The following is a 20247-nucleotide window of genomic DNA, read 5'->3' on the forward strand; positions in this document are numbered from 1 at the left end:
CTACACAGGAACACAGTGAGTTTTTTTCCATGATGCCTGCGCCTCCTTCACCAGCAGACATGTCCGGCTTGCGCCGCGACGTGCTCGACTGGTATGTCCGTCGCCATGGCGATGGCTGGGGCGCGGGCGACGAAACGGCGTTTCAGGCCTGGCTGGCCGCGGACGCGCGCCACGCCCAGGCCTATGCGCAGTGGGCCGCGCATTCGCAGGCGATAGCCGACCTGCCCGCCGATGCGCTGGCGCAGCTGCGCCGCAATCTGCAACGCGACAAGGCGGCGGCCGCGCCGACGCCGCGCCGGCGTTTTCTGCGGCCCGCGTTGGGCATCGCCGCAGGGCTGGCCATCGCCTGCGGCTCGGGTCTGCTCGCGTGGAATCACCACCAGGCGCAGCCCGTGTTCGCCCAGGCGTTCAGCACGCCGCGCGGCCAGCAGACCGAAATCTCTTTGCCCGATGGCAGTCGCCTGCGCCTCGATACGGCCACCCGGCTTGAAGTCACCTATTACCGCGCGCGCCGCGAAGTGCAGTTGCTCGACGGGCAGGCCGTGTTCAGCGTGCAGGCCGATGCGGCCCGGCCGTTCCATGTGCTCGCGGGCCCGGTGGGCGTGACCGTGGTCGGCACGCGCTTCGCGGTGCGGCATACGCCCGGGTTGCCAGGCAACGACGGCGTACGGTTGTCGGTGGAAGAAGGCAAGGTGCGCGTGGTGCGCCGTGAAGGCGCGCCGGGCGAGGCCCTGAGCGACCTTCCCGGCGCAGTCTATCTGCGGGCGGGCGAACAGGTCGCAGCGAATGCACAAGGCCGGTTGACGCCGGTGGCTGCCGTGCCCGGCGAAGGCATTGCACTGTGGCGCGACAGCCGCATCAGTTTCGTCGATACACCGCTGGCGCAGGCGCTGGCCGAACTGGAGCGCTATGGCAGCACGGGCCTTGCGGTGCCCGACCCCGCCGTGGCCGCGCTGCGCCTGAGCGGGACGTTCGACCCGCGCGATGTCCAGACCTTCCGTCTCGCGCTGCCCAGTGCGCTGCCCGTGCAGTTCAAGCAAGTGGGTGCAACGACGCAAGTGGTTTCCGCGCGTTGATGCCGTGTGGGGCGCGCTGAAAAAAGCTCTGCGGGCGTTACCGTATTTTTGCAAGTTCGTGCGTCTTCCTCAATAGCTAAGCATTCGCATTGACTATTCAGAGGACGTTCATGACCCGCCAGTACCTTCGCCCCGCACCCCTTGCCCTGGCCATCGCCCTGGCGTTCGGCGGCGCCGCCGCTCACGCCCAGGACGCGTCAGCCCCCATGGCCTTCGCCATCAAGTCCCAGCCGCTGGCCGAGGCGCTCAATGACTGGGCGCGGCATACGCGCATTCAATTGATCGCCCAGCAGACGCTGGTCGCGGGCAAGTCCGCGCCGGGCGTCTCGGGCACGCTGACCGCGGACCAGGCGCTCGATCAACTGCTCGCGGGCAGCGGCCTGATGGCCACGCGCGCCGGCAAGGTCATCGTCATCAAGCCCATTCCCGCCGCTGGCAATGCCGCGAGCCTGGCCGAAGTCAAGGTCACGGCGGCCGCGGAACGCAGCGCGACCAGTGACGGCACGGGCTCGTACGCCGCGCGCGGCGCGACGCTGTTCAAGGGCGTGCAGTCGCAGCGCGAGATTCCGCAGTCGATCAGCGTGCTCACGCGCCAGCAGATGGACGACCAGAACATCACCTCCGTCGACGCCGCGCTGGAGCAGATGGCCGGGGTGAGCATCACCGGTCTTGCCGGCGAACCCGTGTTCTGGAGCCGCGGTTACCTCATGAGCGCGCAGATCGACGGCATGCAGGGCACGGCCAACGAAGGCCGCTATGCGAACTCGCTGCCCGCGCTCGCCATGTACGACCGCATCGAAGTGCTGCGCGGCGTGGGCGGGCTGCTGCGCGGCAACGGCGAGCCCGGTGGCGTGATCAACTTCGTCAAGAAGCGGCCCGGCCATGAACCTGCCACGTCGGTGCGCCTGCAGGCCGGTTCGTGGAACAGCTACTACACCGAACTGGACGTTTCGCGCCCGCTCAATGCCCAAGGCACGCTGCGCGGCCGCGCCGTGCTGGCCTATCAGAACGAAGACAAGTTCTACGATGTGGCCACCGACGAGGCCAAGCTGGCCTATGGCGTGCTGGAATATGACTTGACGCCGGCCACCACGCTGGGCCTGTCGGCTTCATACAGCCGGCGCAACAACACGCCGTTCTGGGGTCTGCCGTACAACAGCGATGGCAGCCTGCCGGCGCGCTCGGCCTTCGTCGGCTACGACCAGGACATGCACACCGAACAGATCGATGTAGGCCTGTCGCTGGAACACCGTTTCGACAACGACTGGCGCCTCAAGGCGGGCTACAACCAGGTGCATCTGGACCGGGCCTACGTCATTGCCTACGGCACCACGCCCCTTGCCGCCAACGGCCTGGGTGGCTACCAGTCCGGCAACGACCGCTACGATTCGGTCGATCGATCGCTGGACGTCAGTGTGTCGGGCCCGGTGCAGCTGGGCGGGCGCACGCACAAATTGACCGTTGGCTATGACCGCCAGGCGCAGAACTACACCATGGGCGCGCGCTGGGGGGCCGGCACCGGCTGGGACATGCTGAACAACCACGATTTCAGCGCCGTGATTCCGGCCGATGGAAACCTGACGCAGTACCGCACCACGCGTTCTGGCCTGTATGCCAATGCGCACCTCAAGCCGGCCGACGACTGGACCGTGGTGCTGGGCGGCCGCTGGTCCGATTACGCCACCCGCAACCGCGGCATCACCGTGCCCAGCGACTGGCGCGTGAGCAATGCCAAGGCCGACAACAAGTTCACGCCATTCGGCGGCTTGCTCTGGGATGTGAGCCAGCAGGTCACGCTGTACGGCAGCTATGCCGAGATATTCTCGCCGCAGAGCGATACCGACCACGCAGGCCAGGTGCTGAAGCCGCGCATGGGCTGGCAGGCCGAGCTGGGAGCGAAGGGCGCTTTCTTCGATGGGCGGCTCAACGCGTCGTTGGCACTGTTCCGTATCCGCGACGAGAACCGCGCCATCACCGATGTCCGGCACACCCAGTGCGGGGCCTCGGGCACGGGCGCCTGCGTGACGGCGGCCGGACTGTGGCAAAGCCAGGGCTGGGAGGCTGAAGTCTCGGGCAGCCCGGCGCGCGGCTGGGATATGTCGGCAAGCTATACGCAAAGCAAGACCGCAGTGCTGCGCGCCGCCGATGCCGCGGCCGAAGGGGCGGTGGCCAACATCAAGACGCCCGAACACCTGCTCAAGCTCTGGACCCAGTACCGCCCCGGCGCGTCATGGGGCGGCGCGCTGCAGGCCTGGACCTTTGGCGGCGGCATCTACGGAACGAGCCGCTATGGTTTCGCCACGAATGCGCCCTTCCAGGGCGGCTATGCGACGGTGTCGGCCAAGGCCGCCTACCGCATCAACCCCGAATGGGATGTGGCGCTGCTGGTCGGCAACCTTTTCGATCGCAAGTATCTGGAGCGGGTCGGCAACCTGAGCTACGCCAACATCTACGGCAAGCCGCGCAACTTCACGCTGACGCTCAACGGCCGCTTCTGACGGCCAGGGGCCGGCATGCCGGCCCCCGTTTCACAGCTTGGGCGTGTACTTCAGCGTGAGCATCACATTGCGCGGATCGCCATAGGTGGCGCCGGTGTAGCCGACGTAGCCCGGCAGAATGTAGCGCTTGTCGAACACATTGTTGACGTTCACGGCCAGGTTGAGTTCGCGCGTGGCCTGGTACGACAGGCGCAGATTGCCCACGGTGAAGCCCGCGAGCTTGAACGAGCGGTCATAGCCCAGCGTATGGCTTTGCACGTTGAAGCCGCCGGCCACCGTCAGCTGATTCCATTCGCCGGGCAGGCGGTACGACGCCCAGGCGCGCAGCATGTGCTTGGGGGTGATGGTGCTGAACACCTTGCCCTGCTCCTCGGGGTCGCTGAGGAAGCGGGTGGTGTTGAACGTGTAGCCGGCCATCAGCTGCAGATTGCGCAGCACTTCGCCGCTGACTTCGGCTTCGAAGCCCTGGCTGCGCACCTTGCCCGAGTTGCGCGAGCAGTACCAGCCGTCGCAGGCAAAGCCGGCGTCGAGGTCGTTGACGGCGCGCTTGTTGTGGTCGTAGCGGAACACGGCCAGCGAAGTGTTGACGCGGCCGTCCATCAGCTCGCCCTTGACACCCAGTTCATAGTTCTTGCCGATGATGGGCTCGAGCACGGCGCCGGCCGCGGTGCGCTCCGACTGCGGCACGAACACGCCGGTGTAGCTGCCGTAGGCCGACCATTGCGGTGTGAGCGCATACACCAGACCCGCATAGGGCGTGATCTCGCGCGAGGCCGTGGTGAGCGTGCTGGTGCCCGCCTGCTTGTCGTTGTAGATCGAGTCGTACCAGCTCGCGCGTGCGCCGACGATGGCCGTCAGCGGCTCGGTGAGCCGGGTGCGCAGGCTGGCGTAGATGCCTTTTTGCTGCACGTCGTAGCCCGCGCGCGAAGGCTTGACGCCCGCAGCGACCATGCTGGCCAGGGTAGGCTCGGGGCGGTTGTGGTCGATGGCAAACAGGTTGCCGCCCGGAGTGAACGTGCGCGCAAACAGGTCGTCCGAGGTGTACTTCGAGTAGTTGGCGCCCACGGTGGTTTCATGGCGCAGGCCCAGGGCTTCGAAGCGGCCGGTCACATAGGCGTCCAGCCCGACCTTGCTGGAGTCGAAGTCGGTGATCCAGTTGGCATAGGTCATGCCGCTGCCGTCGGCGGCCACGTCGCCGTGCATGCGCTGGTGCTTGGACGTGTTCTTTTCGCTCAGATGGATGGCTGCGACCTTGAGCTTCCAGTCGGCGTTGAAACGGTGGTCCAGATCGGCGTAGAGCATGGTCTGCTCGATGTCGCCGCGGTTCCATGCGGCGCCGGTGTAGGTGGAGCGCGGCAGGCCCACATCGCTGCCGTCGGCGCGCAGCGGCACGCCGTAGATCATGGGCCGCGACTTGCTGTCCGAATGGCTCAGGCCCACGCCCACCGTCGTGTCGGGGCTGATGTCGTAGTCAAGCGCCGCATACAGCGAGCGCGTGCGGTCGTTGACGTGATCGATGAACGAATGGCCACGGGCCTCGTCGACCACCAGGCGGCCGCGCAGCGTGCCTGCGTCGTTGAGCGGGCCGCCGGCGTCGAGCTGCAGGCCATAGCGGTCCCAGGAGCCGGCGCGCGCCGTGACCGAGACGGTCTTCTCCGACTGGCCGCGCTTGCGCACCAGGTTGACCGCGCCGCCCGGGCTGCCCGTGCCCTGCAGCAGTCCCGAGGCGCCGCGCAGCACTTCGAGGCGGTCATAGAACACCATGCCTTCGGTGCCCCAGTTGCCCAGCGCGTAGTTGTTGCGCGGAATGGCCACGCCGTCGTACTGCCAGTCATTGATCTCGAAGCCGCGCGCGAACAACACCATGCCCTGGCCCACGCCTTGCGCACCCACCATGCCGGTGACGTTGTTGATCGCCACGCGCAGATCGGTGATGGCCTGCTCGTCGAGCTGCTTGCGCGTGACCACGCTGACCGACTGGGGAATGTCCTTGAGCGACTGCGTGCCCTTGTTGATGGTCACGGCACGCACCGCCAGCGAGTCCGAACCTTCGGTCGTGGCGCTGCGCTCGGCGCGCGCCGAGACCGTCACCGCGGCCATGGTCACCGCATTGCCTGCGGGAACGGCGGCCGCCGAAGCCGCGGCCTTGCGCAGGACAAACAGGCCGTCGCCGCGCTGTTGCGCCTCCAGGCCGCTGCCCTGCAGCACGCGGCGCAGCGCCTCCTCGTTGCCGTAGCTGCCGCGCAGTCCGGGGCTGCGCAGGCCGTCGACCAGCGAAGGCTCGAACGACAGTCCCATGCCCGCGGCCGTGGACAGGCGCAGCAAGGCTTCATCGAGCGGGCCGGGTTCTATCGCATAGGCGCGCAGCACCGGTGCGGCGCCAGGGCTGGTCTGGGCAAACGCGCCGGGCAGGGCGCTGGTGGCCAGCAGCACGGCAATGGCCAGCGCGGAAGGCTGGAAACGAAGCGAGGGCTTGGAAGACATTTTGTCCTTTCGTCATGTACTGATGAACACGACGAACGAAACGCAAAAAGGTATCACGCCGGCATCAGGTGTCGGCGCGAATCGGCTCCACGGTCACCCAGTACGCGCTGCGCTCGCGCACCTGCACGGGCAAGGACTCGGCCAGCAGCTGCAGACTGCGCGCGCGCGCCAGCGCGGGAAAAGTGCCCGAGATGCGCAGCTCGGCGACATCGGGGTGGCAGCGCAGAAAGCCCGGGTGGTAGCGGTCGAGCTCGGCCACCAGGTCGGCCAGGCGCATGCGGCGCGCCACCACCATGCCCTGGGTCCAGGCTTCATCGGTCAGGCCCGCATGGACCTGGGGCTGGCCCATGCCGCCGGCGCCGAAATCCAGCCGCTGGCCAGCTTTGACGCGATCCTGGCGGCCGCGCGCGTCGACTTCTACCGCGCCTTCGAACACCACCACGCGGCTGTCAGCATCGCCGCTCGCGCGGCGCACCGAAAAACGCGTGCCTATGGGGCGCACGCTGCCGTCCTGTGTCAGCACGCGCAGCGGCCGCGGCAGGGGCGCGGGGTCGGGCGCGCTGGTCACGAGAATCTCGCCGCCCAGCAGATGAATCGTGCGCGCCTGGGCGGTGAAATCCACGGCAATTTCCGTGGCCGTATTGAGCAGCAGCCGCGTGCCGTCGGCCAGCGTCAGCGGCAGCTGCTCGCCGGTCGCGCTGCGCCAGCGTTCCCCGTCGATCCGCATCTGTTGCCAGCCCAGCCAGCCTGCGGTGGGCAGCAGCGGCAGCCACAGCAGGCGCAGCAGATGGCGCCGCCGCGCCGCGGGCTTTTCCAGCGTGGCGCGCAGCGGCCCGCCGGGCAGTCCGCGCAGATCGCCCATCAGGGCTTCGGCGCGCGTCCAGGCCCTGCCATGCGCGGGGCTGGAGGCGCGCCAGCATTCAAGCGCTTCCCATTCCTTGGGACCGGCCTCGCCGCCGTGCAGCTGGGTCAGCCAGTCGGCGGCCTCGCGCAGGATGGCCGGGTCTATGGGGGTGTCGGCGCCTGCCGTGTGCGCGCTGCTCATGCCGCGCTCAGGCAGGCAAGAAAAGCCTGGCTCATATGGCGTTTGACGGTGGGCAGCGACACGTCCATCTGCTCGGCGATGTCGGCATAGACCAGGCCGTCGAGCTGCGAGCTCAGGAAGATGCGGCGCGTGAGCGCGGGCAGGGCGGCGAGGCAGGCGTCTATGCGCAGCAGGGTTTCGACGATCAGCAAATGCGCTTCGGGCGAAGGTGCGAGCGGTTCGGGCTGGGCGGCCAGCGCTTCGAGGTAGGCTCGCTCGAGCTCCTGGCGCCGCCAGTGGTCGGCGACCAGATTGCGCGCGATGGTCGTGAGATAGGCGCGCGGCTCGCGCCAGGCGGTGGTGTCCGCCGCTTGCCGGCTGCTCAGCACGCGCACGAAGGTGTCCTGCGCCAGATCGGCGGCGCGCTCGCCGCAGCCCAGGCGGCGGCGCAGCCAAGCCCGCAACCAACCGTGGTGGTCGCTGTACAGGGTTTGAACATGTTGCTGCAAGGCCGCTGCGGCGTCGGACATGGTGTGATTGCAAATGAGAAGGGTTCTCATTCTATCGGCGCGCAGGAATCGGCGGCAAATTAGATACAGGAACGTTGGTTGCGTCCAACGTTCATTGCGCCGTGCCGGGGAGGTGACCGCTGCCTGCTGGTTGTAGGCCAATTCTTACCAAACCGTCATGTGGAGTTCATCCCATGCGCGTGGACCGCTTCCTATCATCGCCTCAAATCACCCTGGTGCGCATGCCTGCACTGTTTTGAGAAAGCCGAGATATGGTTCCCTCCTCCTTCCCCGCGCTGCCCACCGCCTGGCTGTTGCGCCCCAGCGTTGCCGCGTTGCTCGCCAGTGCGCTGTTCGCGGCACCGGCGTTCAGTCAACAGGTCGCAGCCGTCAAGGTGGCGGCCGTCAAGCTTGCACCCGCGGCCTTGCGCCTGCTGGAGATTGCGCCCGTGCAAGCGCCGCAATCGAACCAGTGGCTGTGGTCGCCCGCACGCCTTGAATATCCTTCGGGCCAGCTCGACAGCGTGGCCTCGCCCGCCGCGGCGCGCATCACCGCCATCCATGTGCAGCCCGGTCAGGCCGTCAAGGCCGGCGCGCCGCTGGCCACTCTGGTGAGCGCCGATGCGCTGCGCATGCGCCATGAAGTCAGCGCGGCCCAGCTGGCCGCCGACACCAGCCGCGCTGAATTGCAGCGCCATCAGGACATGGTCGCGCGCGGTGTGGGCACGGAGACCGAGCTGCGCGTGGCCCAGGCCCGCAGCAAGGAGACCGCCCAGGAACTGGCGCGCGCGCGCGGCACTGCGGCCCTGCTGGGCCCGGACGGCGGCGATCGCATCGTTCTGCGCGCGCCGCACGCGGGCGTCGTCGCCCAGCACCAGGCGACCATGGGCCAGCAGGCCGAAGCCGGCGCCGTGCTGTTTGCCATCGGCAACCCGCAATCGCTGGGCGTCGTGGCCGAAGTGTTCGAAGCCGATCTGCCGCAGATCAAGGCCGGCGTGGCCGCCCAGGTCGAGCTGTCGACGCAGTCGGCACCGGTCGCGGCACGCGTGCAGCAGGTGGGTGCGGTGGTCAACGCCGAATCGCGCCGCGCGCCGGTGCAGCTGGCGCTCACCGACAAGGAACTGCCCCTGGGCCTGCGCGCCGGCATGCAGGCGCGCGTGGGCATCGCCATGGAGCGCTCGCCCGAAATGCGCGTGCCCATAGGCGCGGTGCTGATCCAGGGCGAGAACCGCAGCGTGGTGTTCGTGCAGACCACCGCGCAGACGTTCGAGCCGCGTGTCGTGAAGCTGGGCCAGCCGGTACGCGGCTGGGTGCCGGTGATCTCGGGCCTGCAGAGCGGCGAGCGCATCGTGGTGCGCGGCGCGCTGCTGCTCGATGGCGCCGCAAGCCAGATGCTCTGAGGAACGGACCAGAGCATGTTGCGCGCATTGATTGATTTCGCCGTCCATCGGCGGCTGGTGGTGCTGTGCGCCACCATTTTCATCGCCATCTACGGCGTCTATTCATACCTGAATACGGCGATTGAAGCCTACCCCGACGTGACCAACGTCCAGGTGGGCGTCATTGCCCAGGCCCCGGGTCTCGCGCCCGAGGAAGTCGAACGCCAGATCACGCAGCCGCTCGAGCGCCAGCTCAACGGCACGCCGGGGCTGGTGTCGCTGCGTTCGGAAAGCTACTTCGGTCTGGCCATGGTCAACATGGTCTTCGACGACCATGCGAACAGCTTCACCGCGCGCGCCGAAGTCGCTCAGCGCCTGCCCCAGGCCGACCTGCCCGCGGGCGTGACGCCCGAAATGGCGCCCGACTACACGCCGCTGGGCAAGATCTATTACTACCGCCTCAAGAGCGACCGCCACACGCTGGACCAGCTGCGCACCGAGCAGGAATGGAACATCGTGCGCACGCTCAAGCAGGTGCAGGGCGTGGCCGATGTGGTGAGCATAGGCGGCTTCGTCAAGGAGTACCACATCGAGGTGGACCCGGACAAGCTCTACCGCCTGGGGCTGTCGCTGGCCGACGTGACCGAAGCCATAGAGAAGTCCAACCGCAACGTCGGCGGCGGCCTGCTGCGCCGGGGTGAACAGTCGTTCATCATCCGCGGCATAGGCCTGCTGCGCTCGCCGCAGGAGATCAAGGAAGTGGTGGTGCAGCTGCGCGGCGGCGCGCCCATTACCATCGGCGATGTCGCCAGCGTGATCCAGTCGCACACGCCGCGCCAGGGCTCGGTGGGCATGGACGACGAGAACGACGTGGTGCAGGGCGTGGTGCTGCTCAAGCGCGGCGAGAACCCTTCGCTGGTGCTCGACGGCCTGCATGAGAAGGTCAAGCTGCTCAACGGCGGCCTGCTGCCCGAAGGCATGCAGATGGAAGTCACCTACGACCGCTCCGACCTAGTGGGCCATACGCTGGCCACGGTGCAGCACAACCTGCTGTTCGGCGCCAGCCTGATCGTCGGCGTGCTGTGGCTGGTGCTGCGCAGCCTGCGCGGCTCGCTGATCGTCGCCACGGTGATTCCGCTGTCGCTGCTGGTGGCCTTCATCGGTCTGCACTGGCTGGGCATGCCGGCCAACCTGATCTCCATGGGCGCGATCGACTTCGGCATCATGGTCGACGGGGCGGTGGTGCTCGCGGAGAACATCATCCGCAACGCCCGGCTGCGCAAGCCCGAAAACCAGCGCGAGATGCGCGCCATCATCATCGAATCGACGATTGCCGTCGCCAAGCCCACGCTGTTCGCGATGGCGATCGTGATCGCGGCGCTGATTCCCGTGTTCTCGCTGCAGAGCATCGAAGGCCGGATCTTCCGTCCGCTGGCCATGACCTACAGCTTCGCGCTGCTCGGCGCGCTGGTGTTTGCCCTGGGCCTGGTGCCTGCGCTGTGCGCGCTGCTGCTCAAGCCCAAGCATGTGATGCAGCCCGAGCCTGAAGTGTTCGAGCGCATGGATCACGGCTACCAGCACTGGATAGCGCGCACGCTGGACCGCATCGCGCGCCAGCGCGCCGTGGTGGTGGGCGCGGTGGTGATCCTGGTGGTGGCCGGCCTCTCGGCGACCAAGCTGGGCACCGAGTTCCTGCCGCAGCTCGATGAAGGCGACGCCTACGTGCTGGTGCAGATGCCGCCTTCGATCTCGCTCGAGAAGGGCCAGGAAGTGCTGGCCGAAGTGCGCCACATCCTGCGCAAGTTCCCCGAAGTGACTTCGGTCAGCACCGAGCAGGGCCGTCCCGAGTCGGGCACCGACAACGAAACGCTCAACATGGCCAAGGCGCTGATCCGCCTCAAGCCGCTCAAGGAATGGCGCAAGGACCTGACCAAGCCGGAGCTGATAGAGCAGATGCGCGGCGAGCTGGGCGTGATTCCCGGCGTGGCGTTCAACTTCTCGCAGCCGATACGCGACAGCGTCGAGGAATCGACTTCGGGCGCGCGCGGCCAGGTGGTGCTCAAGGTCTTCGGCCCCGAGATCGATCAGCTGCGCGCCATTCTGACGCAGACCATGGACCAGGTGCGACCCATCGAAGGCGTGGTGGATCTGGACCTGTACCGCGATGCGCCCGCACCGCAGCTGCACGTCGAGTTCGACCGCAACGCGCTGGCGCGCCAGGGCATTGCGATGGAAACCGCGCAGAAGACGCTGGAGATGGCGCTGGCCGGTGAACTCGCGACCACGCTGTGGGAAGGCGAGCACCCGGTGCCGGTGCGCGTGCGCCTGCCGTATGTGAACCGCATGGACGAAGCCACGATGCGCGACATTGCGATTCCCACGCCCCAGGGCGGCTCGGTGCCGCTGCATTCGGTCGGCAGGATCAGCGTGAAGATCGGCAATGCGTCGATCTTCCGCGAGAACAACAGCCGCTACATGGCGCTGAAGTTCAACGTCGAAGGCCGCGATATCGGCTCCGTGGTCAAGGACACGCTGGCCGCGTTCAAGGCCAACGTCCAGGTGCCTGCGGGCTACCAGGCGGTCTGGGGCGGCGAGTGGGAAAACCAGCAGCGCGCCTCGCAGCGTCTGCAGGTGGTCGTGCCGCTGTCGCTGCTGATCGTGTTCGGCCTGCTGTTCGGCGCGCTGGGCCAGGCGCGCAGCTCGGCGGTGATCCTGCTGTGCGCTCCGTTCGCGATGGTCGGCGGCATTGCCGCGCTGCACCTCACGGGCATAGAGCTGTCGATCAGCGCCGCCATCGGCTTCATCGCCTTGCTGGGCCAGGTCGCGCTGGTCGGTCTGCTGGTGGTGTCCGCGGTCGAAACGCTGCGCCGCGAAGGCATGCCGCTCAAGCAGGCCCTGGTGCAGGGCACGGCCGAGCGCATGCGCTCGGTGCTGCTGGTCGCCACGCTGGCGCTGCTGGGCCTGCTGCCCATGGCCATGTCTACCGGCGTGGGCAGCGAAACCCAGCGTCCCTTTGCCTCGGTGATCGTCGGCGGCATGCTGGTGCTGCCCGTCGTCGCGCTCGTACTGCTGCCCGTGCTCTATGCCTGGCTCGGCCCCAAGACCTTGAAGAAACCGGATGAGTTGGATGAAAGCCATTAAATCTATCGCCGCCGCCGCGGCCCTGGTGTGCGCCGGCGCCTGCCTGGCCGCGTCGCCGGCGCAGACCTCCGCATCCGTTGCCGCCGCGCCCAGCGCGGCCGGCGCTTCCCAGCTGCCGGCGTCGCTGGGCCTGGTCGAGTACCTGGCGCTAGTGCGCAGCCTGCACCCCACGCTGCGCGCCATGCCTTTGCGCCAGCGCATGGAGCAGGCCGACGTGCAGACCGCGGGCACCTGGGCCAATCCGACGGCGCACTATGGTCGCAAGCCCGAAGAGAAGGAGTGGGGCGTGGAGCAGTCGCTGCCCATCTTCGGCCAGATCGGCATGCGCACCGAAGCCGCGAAGCTCGCGGCTGCGACCGGCGAAGCCGAGCGCGCCGCGCAGGTGCAGGACATCATGGGCCAGGCGGCGCAGCGCTTTGCGCAGCTGCTGCTGGACCAGGAAAAGCTGGTCGCCAAGCAGCAGGCCATGGCGCAACTGGACCAGGCCGTGAAGATCGTGCAAGGCCAGATCCAGCTGGGCGCGCGCAGCCGCTATGACGGCGCGCGCGTCGAACTGCAGCGCGCCCAGATGCAGGTGCAGCTCGAGCAGCAGCAAGCCCAGACAGTGGCCGCGCGCGCCGCGCTGGCCGAACTGCTGGCGCTGCCGAACTGGACGCCCGAGGCCGTGGGCAGCCTGCTGCCGGCGAAGCTCGCGGCGCCGGAGCCGACATTCGACGCGATGTGGCAGCAGGCGCGCCAGCGGCTCGCGCCGCTGCAGGCCGCGCATGCCAAGGTGGTGCAGGCCGAGCAGTACACGCGCCAGCAGGCGCGTGAAGCCCTGCCCACGCCCACGGTGGGCGTGACGCGGGTGCGCGGGCGGCAGGAGTCGTATGGCTACAATCAGGTCGGCATCTCCATCGAGCTGCCGCTGTTCGATCGCAAGCAGGGCCCGATAGAGCGCGCCCGGCTCGAGCACGCGCAGGCGCTGCTCGAGGAAGACGCCGCGCAGCAGCAGGCACGCCAGCAGCTGCAGCAGGCCTTGCGCCAGCGCGATCTGCTGCGCAAGTCGCTCACCAACTTCGAGTCGCGCGGCCTGACCCAGCTCGCACCGCTGCGCCAGATGGCGCAGGATTCCTACCGCCTGGGCCAGAGCTCCATTCTGGAATGGCTGGACGCGATGGATTCGGTCTCGACCCACCAGCAGGAATATCTGGATCTGACGCTGCAGGTCTGGCAGGCCGAATGGCAGCTCAACGCCGCGCGCGGCCAGTTGCCACTCGCGGATGGGGTTGTGGGCGGCGGCTGCGTGGCCCCAGGCTGTTTATAGTCGGAGGTTTGTTGCTCGAACTTTCCATGCCGCGCTTTCTCATCATCGAAGACGATAGCCAGAATGCCCGCTTTCTTGCCGAAGGCATGCGCGAACTTCAGGCCGAAGTCTGCGTCTGCCCCGACGGGGTGCAGGGGCTGACCCAGGCCGTGACCGGCCACTGGGATGCCATCGTTCTCGACCGCATGCTGCCCGACGGCTTCGACGGCATCAAGATACTGCAGGCGCTGCGCGGCATGGGCAACACCACGCCGGTGCTGGTGCTCAGCGCGCTGTCGGCCACCGACGAGCGCGTGCGCTGCCTCAAGGCCGGCTGTGATGACTACCTGACCAAGCCGTTCGCGTTCTCCGAACTCCAGGCCCGGCTGGAAGCCCTGCTGCGCCGCGTGCAATCGACCGCGCCCGCGCCCGTGCTCGAAGTCGGCGACCTGCGGCTGGACCTGCTCAGCCGCCATGCCGAACGCGGCGGGCGCACGCTGATGCTGCAGCCGCGCGAGTTCCGCCTGCTGGCGTTTCTGGCGCGCCATGTGGACCAGACCGTGACGCGCACCATGCTGCTGGAATCGGTCTGGGATTACCGCTTCGATCCGCAGACCAATGTGATCGACGTGCACATCAGCCGGCTGCGCAACAAGGTCGACAAGGGCTTCGAGCAGCCGCTGATCCACACCGTGCGCGGCGTGGGCTACTGCCTTTCCACCCAGATTCCCGGGCTGTGAGCTTCATGCACGCGGCCAGGCGTCCCTGGAGCTCGATTGCCTTTCGCCTGGCCTTGAGCTACGGCGGCCTGCTGCTGCTGACCATGGTGGTGGTGCTGACCATCTTCTATGTGCAGATGGTCAGCGTGTTCAGCCACCGCATGGACCGCGAAGCCAACATGGATCTGCAGCGCCTGCAGCAGCATGCGCTGAACTATGGCGAAGACGCGCTGCGCAAGGAAATCGAGCGCCTGCTGAGCGACGGCGTCGACAGCCAGACGGAAATCGCCATTCTCACGGACCGCGATGGCGAATTCCTCACCGGCAACGCGCGCGTGCTGCGCCAGCGCCGCATCAACACCTTCGGCCTGCGCGAGCTGCCGCTGGAGCGCAACGGCCTGACAATGACCGGCCGCGTGGCCGTGACCGAGCTGCCCAGCGGCAATCTGCTGATCGTGGGCCGCGACATGGAGGCGCTGCACGACATCGAGCATCGCTTCATGAACGCCAGCCTCACGGCGGCGGTGATCGTCGTGGTGCTGGCCATCTGGGGCAGCGTGGGGTTCGGGCGCCTGGTCGATGCGCGCGCGGCCAGCATACGCCACACCATGCTGCAGGTCGCGAACGGCGATCTGCGCCAGCGCATTCCGCTGTCCGACGACGAAGACGAATTCACGCGGCTGGGGCGCGACATCAACAAGATGCTCGACCAGATCGAGCTGCTGATGGACGGCGTGCGCCATGTCTCCAACACCATCGCCCACAACCTGCGCACGCCGCTCACGCGCGTGCTGCTGCAGCTGCGCAGCGCGCGCCATCTGGGCGGCAACGAGCAGCAGCGCCTGCTCGAACACCTGGAGCAGGAAGTGCAAGCGCTGGGCACGGTGTTCGACAAGCTGCTGCAGATCGCCGAACTCGAGTCGGGCATGCGCCGCCAGGAGTTCGGCGTGGTCGACATGCAGGGCCTGCTGGCCGATATCGCCGACCTGTATGCTCCGGTCGCGGAAGAGACCGGCTCCTATCTCGAAGTCGTGGTCCAGGGCCATCCCTGCGCGCTGGGCGACGCCGATCTGCTGGCCAATGCGCTGGCCAATCTGGTCGAGAACGCGCTCAAGTACGCCTGCCAGCAGGCCGGCGGCCATCTGCGCATCATGGCCGAGCAGCGGGGCGACATGATAGATCTGCGGCTGCAGGACAACGGCCCGGGCGTTCCGCCCGATCTGCTGCCGCACATTACCGACCGCTTCTATCGCGCCCATGAGCGCCAGCCCGGCCATGGTCTGGGACTGTCGAGCGTGCAGGCCATCGTGCAGCTGCACAGCGGCAGCCTGCATTTCGCCAACCTCACACCGGGCTTTGAAGTGCAGCTGCAGTTGCCCGCGGCACCCGGCGTGGAGCGGGCCTAGGCCCGCAGCGCACGCCAGCTGCCCAGCCAGGCAGCGGCGCGCGCGCGCCAGTCGCTGGCCGGCGCGGGGGCGGGCACCACGTCGGCTGCGGGACTGCAGCGCCACCGGGCCTGGCTTTCTAGCGCCGTGATCTGCAGGCGCAGCGCCGCGGGCGCACGCCAGCTCTGGCCCGCCTGCAGCCGCAGTTGCAGCCCGGGCAGGGCCTCGATGCCGGCCAGCGCCGAGGTGTTCAGCTGCAGCGTGCCGCTGGCACAGAACAGTTCATCGCCCGCGGCAAACGCGCGGGTCAGGGTCTGGCCGCGGGCCAGTGGCGCAAGGGCAGGAGCGGGGGCGGGGTGTTGCATACGAGGACTCGCAAGTCGGGCTGTTTCGGTGCTGTAAGCGTAGGTCCGTTGCTGTTTGCATAACAGGCACAGCAGCCGGCCTTGTGCACCGCAGCAGCGCAGCTTGCAGGCATCTGTTCTGGTCCGGCAGCGCTGAATCTGTATCTGTTGCAGAACAGCCGGAACAGGCATGATGCAAGGCCTGAGCACCTTTATTCCACGCCCCATGCTGCTGCCTCTCGCCGAGACCCGATCCGACGCATCACTGCCGCTGTATCAGCGCATCGCGGCCGATTACGCGCATGCGATGGCCATGGGCGCATTGCAGGTCGGCGAACGCATGCCTTCGGTGCGCGAAGTGATGCGCCGCCACACCGTGAGCCTGTCGACCGCGCTGCAGATGCTGCGCCATCTCGAAGCCGCAGGGCATCTGGAGGCGCGCGAGCGCGTGGGCTACTTCGTGCGCAGCGCCCAGGGCGGGGCGCTTGCGCCGAGCAGCGAGCCCGATCTGAGCCAGCCCGTGGTAGGCGTGGATCAGGCGCACTTCATAGGCATCAACGCGCATATTTCGCTGCTGCTGGAGCAGGGGCGCCAGGCGCAGGTGCATACCGATATCGGCGGCTGCACGCCGCCGCCGGGACTGTTCGATCACCACTATCTGAACCGCATCGTCGCCCGGCTGCTGCGCGACGACCCGACGCTGCTGGTGCAGGGCCGCTCGCTGCTTGCCAACCAGGGCAACCACCCCGATTTCCAGCAGGCAATGGCGCGGCGCGCGCTGGCCTCGGGCATACGCGTGGCGCCGGCCGATGTGCTGGCCACCACCGGCAACTCGGAAGCCGTGAGCCTGGCCCTGGCCGCGGTCTGCGCGCCCGGCGACATGGTGGCCGTGGAGTCGCCGACCTATTACGGCCTGCTGCAGGTGGTCGAGTCGCTGCAGCTGCAGACGCTGGAAATTCCCTGCAGCCCGCGCACCGGCATGTCGATAGAGGCGCTGGAACTCGCGTTCCAGACCCAGCCGCGGCTCAAGGCCGTGGTGGTCGTGCCCGAGCTGCAGATGCCGCTGGGCGCGCGCATGCCCGACGCGCACAAGGCGCGCATGGTGGCGTTGTGCGCGGCCCATGGCGCGGCCTTGATAGAAGACGATTCCTATGGTCTGTTCGTCGAAAGCGATCAGGTCGTCAAGCCGCTCAAGGCCTGGGACAACAATTCGGGCCATGTGATCTATTGCCAGGCGTTCAACAAGAGCCTCGCGCCCGGCCTGCGCCAGGGCTGGATGAACGGCGGGCGCTGGCATGGCCGCGTGCAGATGCTCAAGTTCGCCCAGAGCCGCAACACGCAGACGCTGGCCCAGCTGATCGTCGCCGAAGTGCTGGGCTCGCCCACGCACCAGCGCAGCCTGGTCAAGCTCAAGCAGCAGCTGCGCAGCCAGCGCGAAGCCATGGCGCGGCTGGTGGCGCGCCATTTTCCGCTGGGCACGCGGCTGAGCCTGCCGCCCGGCGGGCTGTGCCTGTGGCTGGAAATGCCCGACGGGTTTTCCAGTTCCGCGCTGTTCACCGAAGCGCTTTCCCAGGGCATACGCATTGCACCGGGCAGCATGTTCTCGAACTCGGGGCGCTACGAACACTGTCTGCGCCTGGCATGCACCCACCCGGTGACGCCCGCGATGGAGCAGGTATGCCGCACGCTGGGGGCCATGGCCTGCGCGCAGCTGGGGCAGGGCGCGCGGGGCAGTCCCCCCTGAGCTTGCCTTGCCGGCCGTGTCTGAGGGCAGGCTTGTTCGACGCAGGGCTTCGACAGGCTCAGCCCGAACGCTTGAAAACGTTCGTGGTGAGCTTGTCGAACCATGAACGGCCGCCGCGATAACAGTAGGTGATGGCGCTGGATCGAATACTGGCGCCAGAAAAACCGGTTCCCGATTCCCTCCGGGCAGGCCAGAGCTCTGCGTTGACCTCAACCCCGATTCTTGAGCAACGCCGAGCCGCTGCTGGTCATCGCCAGCTCCTGCGTGGTCTGCAGCAGCGCCGGCCCCAGCGCCTCCATGCGCGCTTCTGTCAGGCGCATCAGCGGGCCGGCAATCGTCACCACGCCTATCACCGGGCCGTTGCCGCGGCGGATCGGCGCGGCCATGGCGCTCATGCCGGGAGCAAACACTTCGACGATGCGGCTGAAGCCATGCAGGCGCGTGGTTTCTAGATGCGCCAGCAAGGCTTTGACCGTGGTCGGGGCGTTCGGGCCGAAGTCCTGCGGCTGGCCAAAGCCCTGGCGCGACACCAGGGCCAGCGCCTGCTCGTCGCTCATGGTCGCAAGCCAGGCGTGGCCCGCGGCGCTGCACGACAGATTGACTGACAGCCCCATGTCGGGGTCATAGCGCAGGCCGCGCAGCGCGCCCTGGGCCTTGGCGACAAAGGTCAGTTCGTCGCCATCGACCACGCCCAGGCGCACCAGCTCGCCCGATTCGCCGGCCAGGCGGTCAAGCAGCGGCTGGGCGATGTCGACGATGCCGCTGGCGCTCAGAAATCCCAAGCCCAGCGAGACCAGCTTGATGGTCAGCATGTAGTTGCCCTGGCTGTGCTCCTGGCGCACATAGCCGCAGCGGCTGAGCTCGGCGAGCAGCCGGTGCGTGGCGCTCAGCGGCATGTCGAGTTCGGTGGACAGGCTCGAGATGGCCTTGCCTTCGGGGTGAACGGCCAGGTGTTCCAGCACTTTGAAACTGCGTTCCAGGATGTTGCTCATGCGATGCGACTTTCAAGCGGGGGGCGGACGGGTGCCATCTGCTGATTTGTACGAGAAATATTGAGCAAATGATAAAGGGTTTCTACTGTGGAATGAGTTTCCACTTTTTAATTACCATCGGTATCAATCGCTGGGCCTGACGGTCCAGTCCGTTGTTTCTTCCCTGGAGGTGTTCCATGCGCATTCCTGCCCGCATCGCCCTGGCCGCTGGCCTGTCCCTGCTTTTTGCCTTGCCTGCGAGCGCGCAGCAAGAGCGCGTGATCCGCTTCGGTCACTTGAACAATGCCGATCATCCGGTGAGCTTCGGCGTCAAGCGCTTCGGCGAAATCCTCGCCACCAAGAGCGGCGGCAAGATGAAGGTCATGGAGTTCCCGGCCTCGCAGCTGGGCAACGAGATGCAGCAGCAATCGGCGCTGCAGGGCGGCGTGCAGCAGATGTCGGCGCCAGCGACCACCTCGCTGGCCGGCATCGTCAAGGAGTTCGGCCTGGTCGACTTCCCTTTCTCGGTCGCCAACTATGCCCAGGCCGACGCGCTGCTCGACGGCCCGCTGGGCCAGGCGCTGATCGCCAAGCTGCCCGAAAAAGGCCTGGTCGCGCTGGGCTACTGGGATCTGGGCTTTCGCAACGTCACCAACAGCAAGCGTGCAATCACCAAGCCCGAGGACTTCGACGGCCTCAAGCTGCGCGTGATTCCCAACCCGGTGTTCCTGGACACGTTCAAGGCGTTCAAGGCCAATCCCGTGCCCATGCCGTTCGCGGAACTGTATGGCGCGCTGGAAGCCAAGGCCGTCGATGGCCAGGAAAACCCGTTTGCCGTGATCCTGTCGAACAAGTTCTACGAAGTGCAGAAGTACGTCAGCGCCACCAACCATGTCTATGCGGCCAACATCGTGCTGGTCAGCAAGAAGTTCTGGGACCAGCTGACGCCGGCCGAGCAGAAGATGATGAACGAGGCCGCGAACGAGTCGCGCGGCTACCAGCGCCAGGTCAGCCGTGCGGCAGCGCAGAAGGCCGTGGGCGAACTGCAGGCCAAGGGACTGCAGTACAACGAAGTGTCGCCCGCCGAGCAGACGCGCATGCAGCAGATCGCCAAGCCCGTGATCGACCGTTTCGCCGCCACCTACGACCCCGCCATCGTCAAGCTCTACAACGACGAACTGGCCCGCATCCGCAAGTGATTCCAGGCAGCGCAACATGAAAATTCTTGTTCTCAACGGTCCCAACCTGAACCTGTTCGGGCGGCGCGAACCGCATATCTACGGCACGACCACGCTGGTGCAGATCAACGAGCGGCTGGAAAAGCTGGCCCAGGAGCTGGGCGTGACGCTGGACATCATGCAGTCCAACCACGAAGGCGCGCTGATCGACTTCCTGCACGCCAACATCGACAGCGCGCAGGGCGCGCTGGTGAACCCCGCCGGGCTCACGCAGCACGGCGTGCCGCTGCACGATGCGATCAAGGCCATGCCGTTCCCGGTGATCGAAGTGCACATGTCGAACATCGCCGCGCGTGAAGCCTGGCGCGTGCATTCGATCATCTCGCCCGCGGTCAAGGCCACGGTGCAGGGGTTCGGCCCGCATTCCTACTTCGCCGGCCTGCGCGCGCTGGTCGAAAGCCTGCGCGAAGCCAAGGCCTGACGCCGCGGCCCCGCAGCGCCCAGACGCGC

The 20247-nt window shown here is 67.3% G+C and carries 15 protein-coding genes; 10 read left to right on the forward strand and 5 right to left on the reverse strand.

From position 1 onward, the window contains the following. The first annotated feature begins 59 nt into the window (after window positions 1–59). Window positions 60–1076 (forward strand): FecR family protein, encoded by a 1017-nt coding sequence (locus ACSVDO_RS08125; protein ID WP_489595792.1) that lies wholly within the window; start codon window positions 60–62, stop codon window positions 1074–1076. Between the two features lie 110 nt (window positions 1077–1186). Next, window positions 1187–3574, forward strand: coding sequence for a TonB-dependent siderophore receptor (locus ACSVDO_RS08130; RefSeq protein WP_489595795.1), 2388 nt, complete (start codon window positions 1187–1189; stop codon window positions 3572–3574). Between the two features lie 30 nt (window positions 3575–3604). Here ACSVDO_RS08130 and ACSVDO_RS08135 read toward each other — a convergent pair whose 3' ends face one another. From ACSVDO_RS08135 to ACSVDO_RS08145, 3 genes are all read right to left on the reverse strand, one after another. Continuing rightward, a complete protein-coding gene (locus ACSVDO_RS08135; protein WP_489595797.1) occupies window positions 3605–6058 on the reverse strand; it encodes a TonB-dependent siderophore receptor in 2454 nt (817 codons plus the stop codon). A gap of 64 nt (window positions 6059–6122) precedes the next feature. Next, window positions 6123–7103, reverse strand: coding sequence for a FecR domain-containing protein (locus tag ACSVDO_RS08140; protein ID WP_332538016.1), 981 nt, complete (start codon window positions 7101–7103; stop codon window positions 6123–6125). Continuing rightward, entirely contained in the window at window positions 7100–7612 is a 513-nt protein-coding gene (locus ACSVDO_RS08145; protein WP_332538017.1) for a sigma-70 family RNA polymerase sigma factor, read from the reverse strand. Before ACSVDO_RS08145 ends, ACSVDO_RS08140 begins: the two co-directional genes overlap by 4 nt. A gap of 251 nt (window positions 7613–7863) precedes the next feature. Between ACSVDO_RS08145 and ACSVDO_RS08150 the strand changes: the two genes are divergently transcribed. From ACSVDO_RS08150 to ACSVDO_RS08170, 5 genes are read left to right on the forward strand one after another with little or no spacing between them, the layout of a single operon-like run. After that, on the forward strand, window positions 7864–8991 hold the full coding sequence (locus ACSVDO_RS08150) for an efflux RND transporter periplasmic adaptor subunit (protein WP_489595800.1): 1128 nt from the start codon (window positions 7864–7866) through the stop codon (window positions 8989–8991). Between the two features lie 15 nt (window positions 8992–9006). Further along, window positions 9007–12111, forward strand: coding sequence for an efflux RND transporter permease subunit (locus ACSVDO_RS08155; RefSeq protein WP_332538019.1), 3105 nt, complete (start codon window positions 9007–9009; stop codon window positions 12109–12111). Beyond that, on the forward strand, window positions 12098–13417 hold the full coding sequence (locus tag ACSVDO_RS08160; protein WP_489595802.1) for a TolC family protein: 1320 nt from the start codon (window positions 12098–12100) through the stop codon (window positions 13415–13417). The genes ACSVDO_RS08155 and ACSVDO_RS08160 overlap by 14 nt, the downstream gene beginning before the upstream one ends. Before the next feature lie 26 nt (window positions 13418–13443). Then, window positions 13444–14136, forward strand: coding sequence for a response regulator transcription factor (locus ACSVDO_RS08165; protein ID WP_332538021.1), 693 nt, complete (start codon window positions 13444–13446; stop codon window positions 14134–14136). 5 nt (window positions 14137–14141) lie between these two features. Next, window positions 14142–15521 (forward strand): sensor histidine kinase, encoded by a 1380-nt coding sequence (locus ACSVDO_RS08170; RefSeq protein ID WP_332538039.1) that lies wholly within the window; start codon window positions 14142–14144, stop codon window positions 15519–15521. Here the strand turns inward: ACSVDO_RS08170 and ACSVDO_RS08175 are convergent. Continuing rightward, on the reverse strand, window positions 15518–15865 hold the full coding sequence (locus ACSVDO_RS08175; RefSeq protein ID WP_332538022.1) for a hypothetical protein: 348 nt from the start codon (window positions 15863–15865) through the stop codon (window positions 15518–15520). The genes ACSVDO_RS08170 and ACSVDO_RS08175 overlap by 4 nt on opposite strands. 205 nt (window positions 15866–16070) lie before the next feature. Here ACSVDO_RS08175 and ACSVDO_RS08180 point away from each other — a divergent pair, with 205 nt between their 5' ends. Next, window positions 16071–17588, forward strand: a complete 1518-nt coding sequence (locus tag ACSVDO_RS08180; protein WP_332538023.1) for an aminotransferase-like domain-containing protein — start codon at window positions 16071–16073, stop codon at window positions 17586–17588. 209 nt (window positions 17589–17797) lie between these two features. Here ACSVDO_RS08180 and ACSVDO_RS08185 read toward each other — a convergent pair whose 3' ends face one another. Continuing rightward, window positions 17798–18580, reverse strand: coding sequence for an IclR family transcriptional regulator (locus tag ACSVDO_RS08185; RefSeq protein ID WP_332538024.1), 783 nt, complete (start codon window positions 18578–18580; stop codon window positions 17798–17800). Between the two features lie 176 nt (window positions 18581–18756). Here ACSVDO_RS08185 and ACSVDO_RS08190 point away from each other — a divergent pair, with 176 nt between their 5' ends. Further along, complete coding sequence (locus ACSVDO_RS08190; protein ID WP_332548204.1) at window positions 18757–19758, forward strand: TRAP transporter substrate-binding protein; 1002 nt, start codon at window positions 18757–18759, stop codon at window positions 19756–19758. A 16-nt stretch (window positions 19759–19774) separates the two neighbouring features. Further along, on the forward strand, window positions 19775–20218 hold the full coding sequence (locus ACSVDO_RS08195; protein WP_332538026.1) for a type II 3-dehydroquinate dehydratase: 444 nt from the start codon (window positions 19775–19777) through the stop codon (window positions 20216–20218). The last annotated feature ends 29 nt before the right edge of the window (window positions 20219–20247 follow it).

This window comes from Comamonas sp. DB36, from assembly GCF_057914905.1.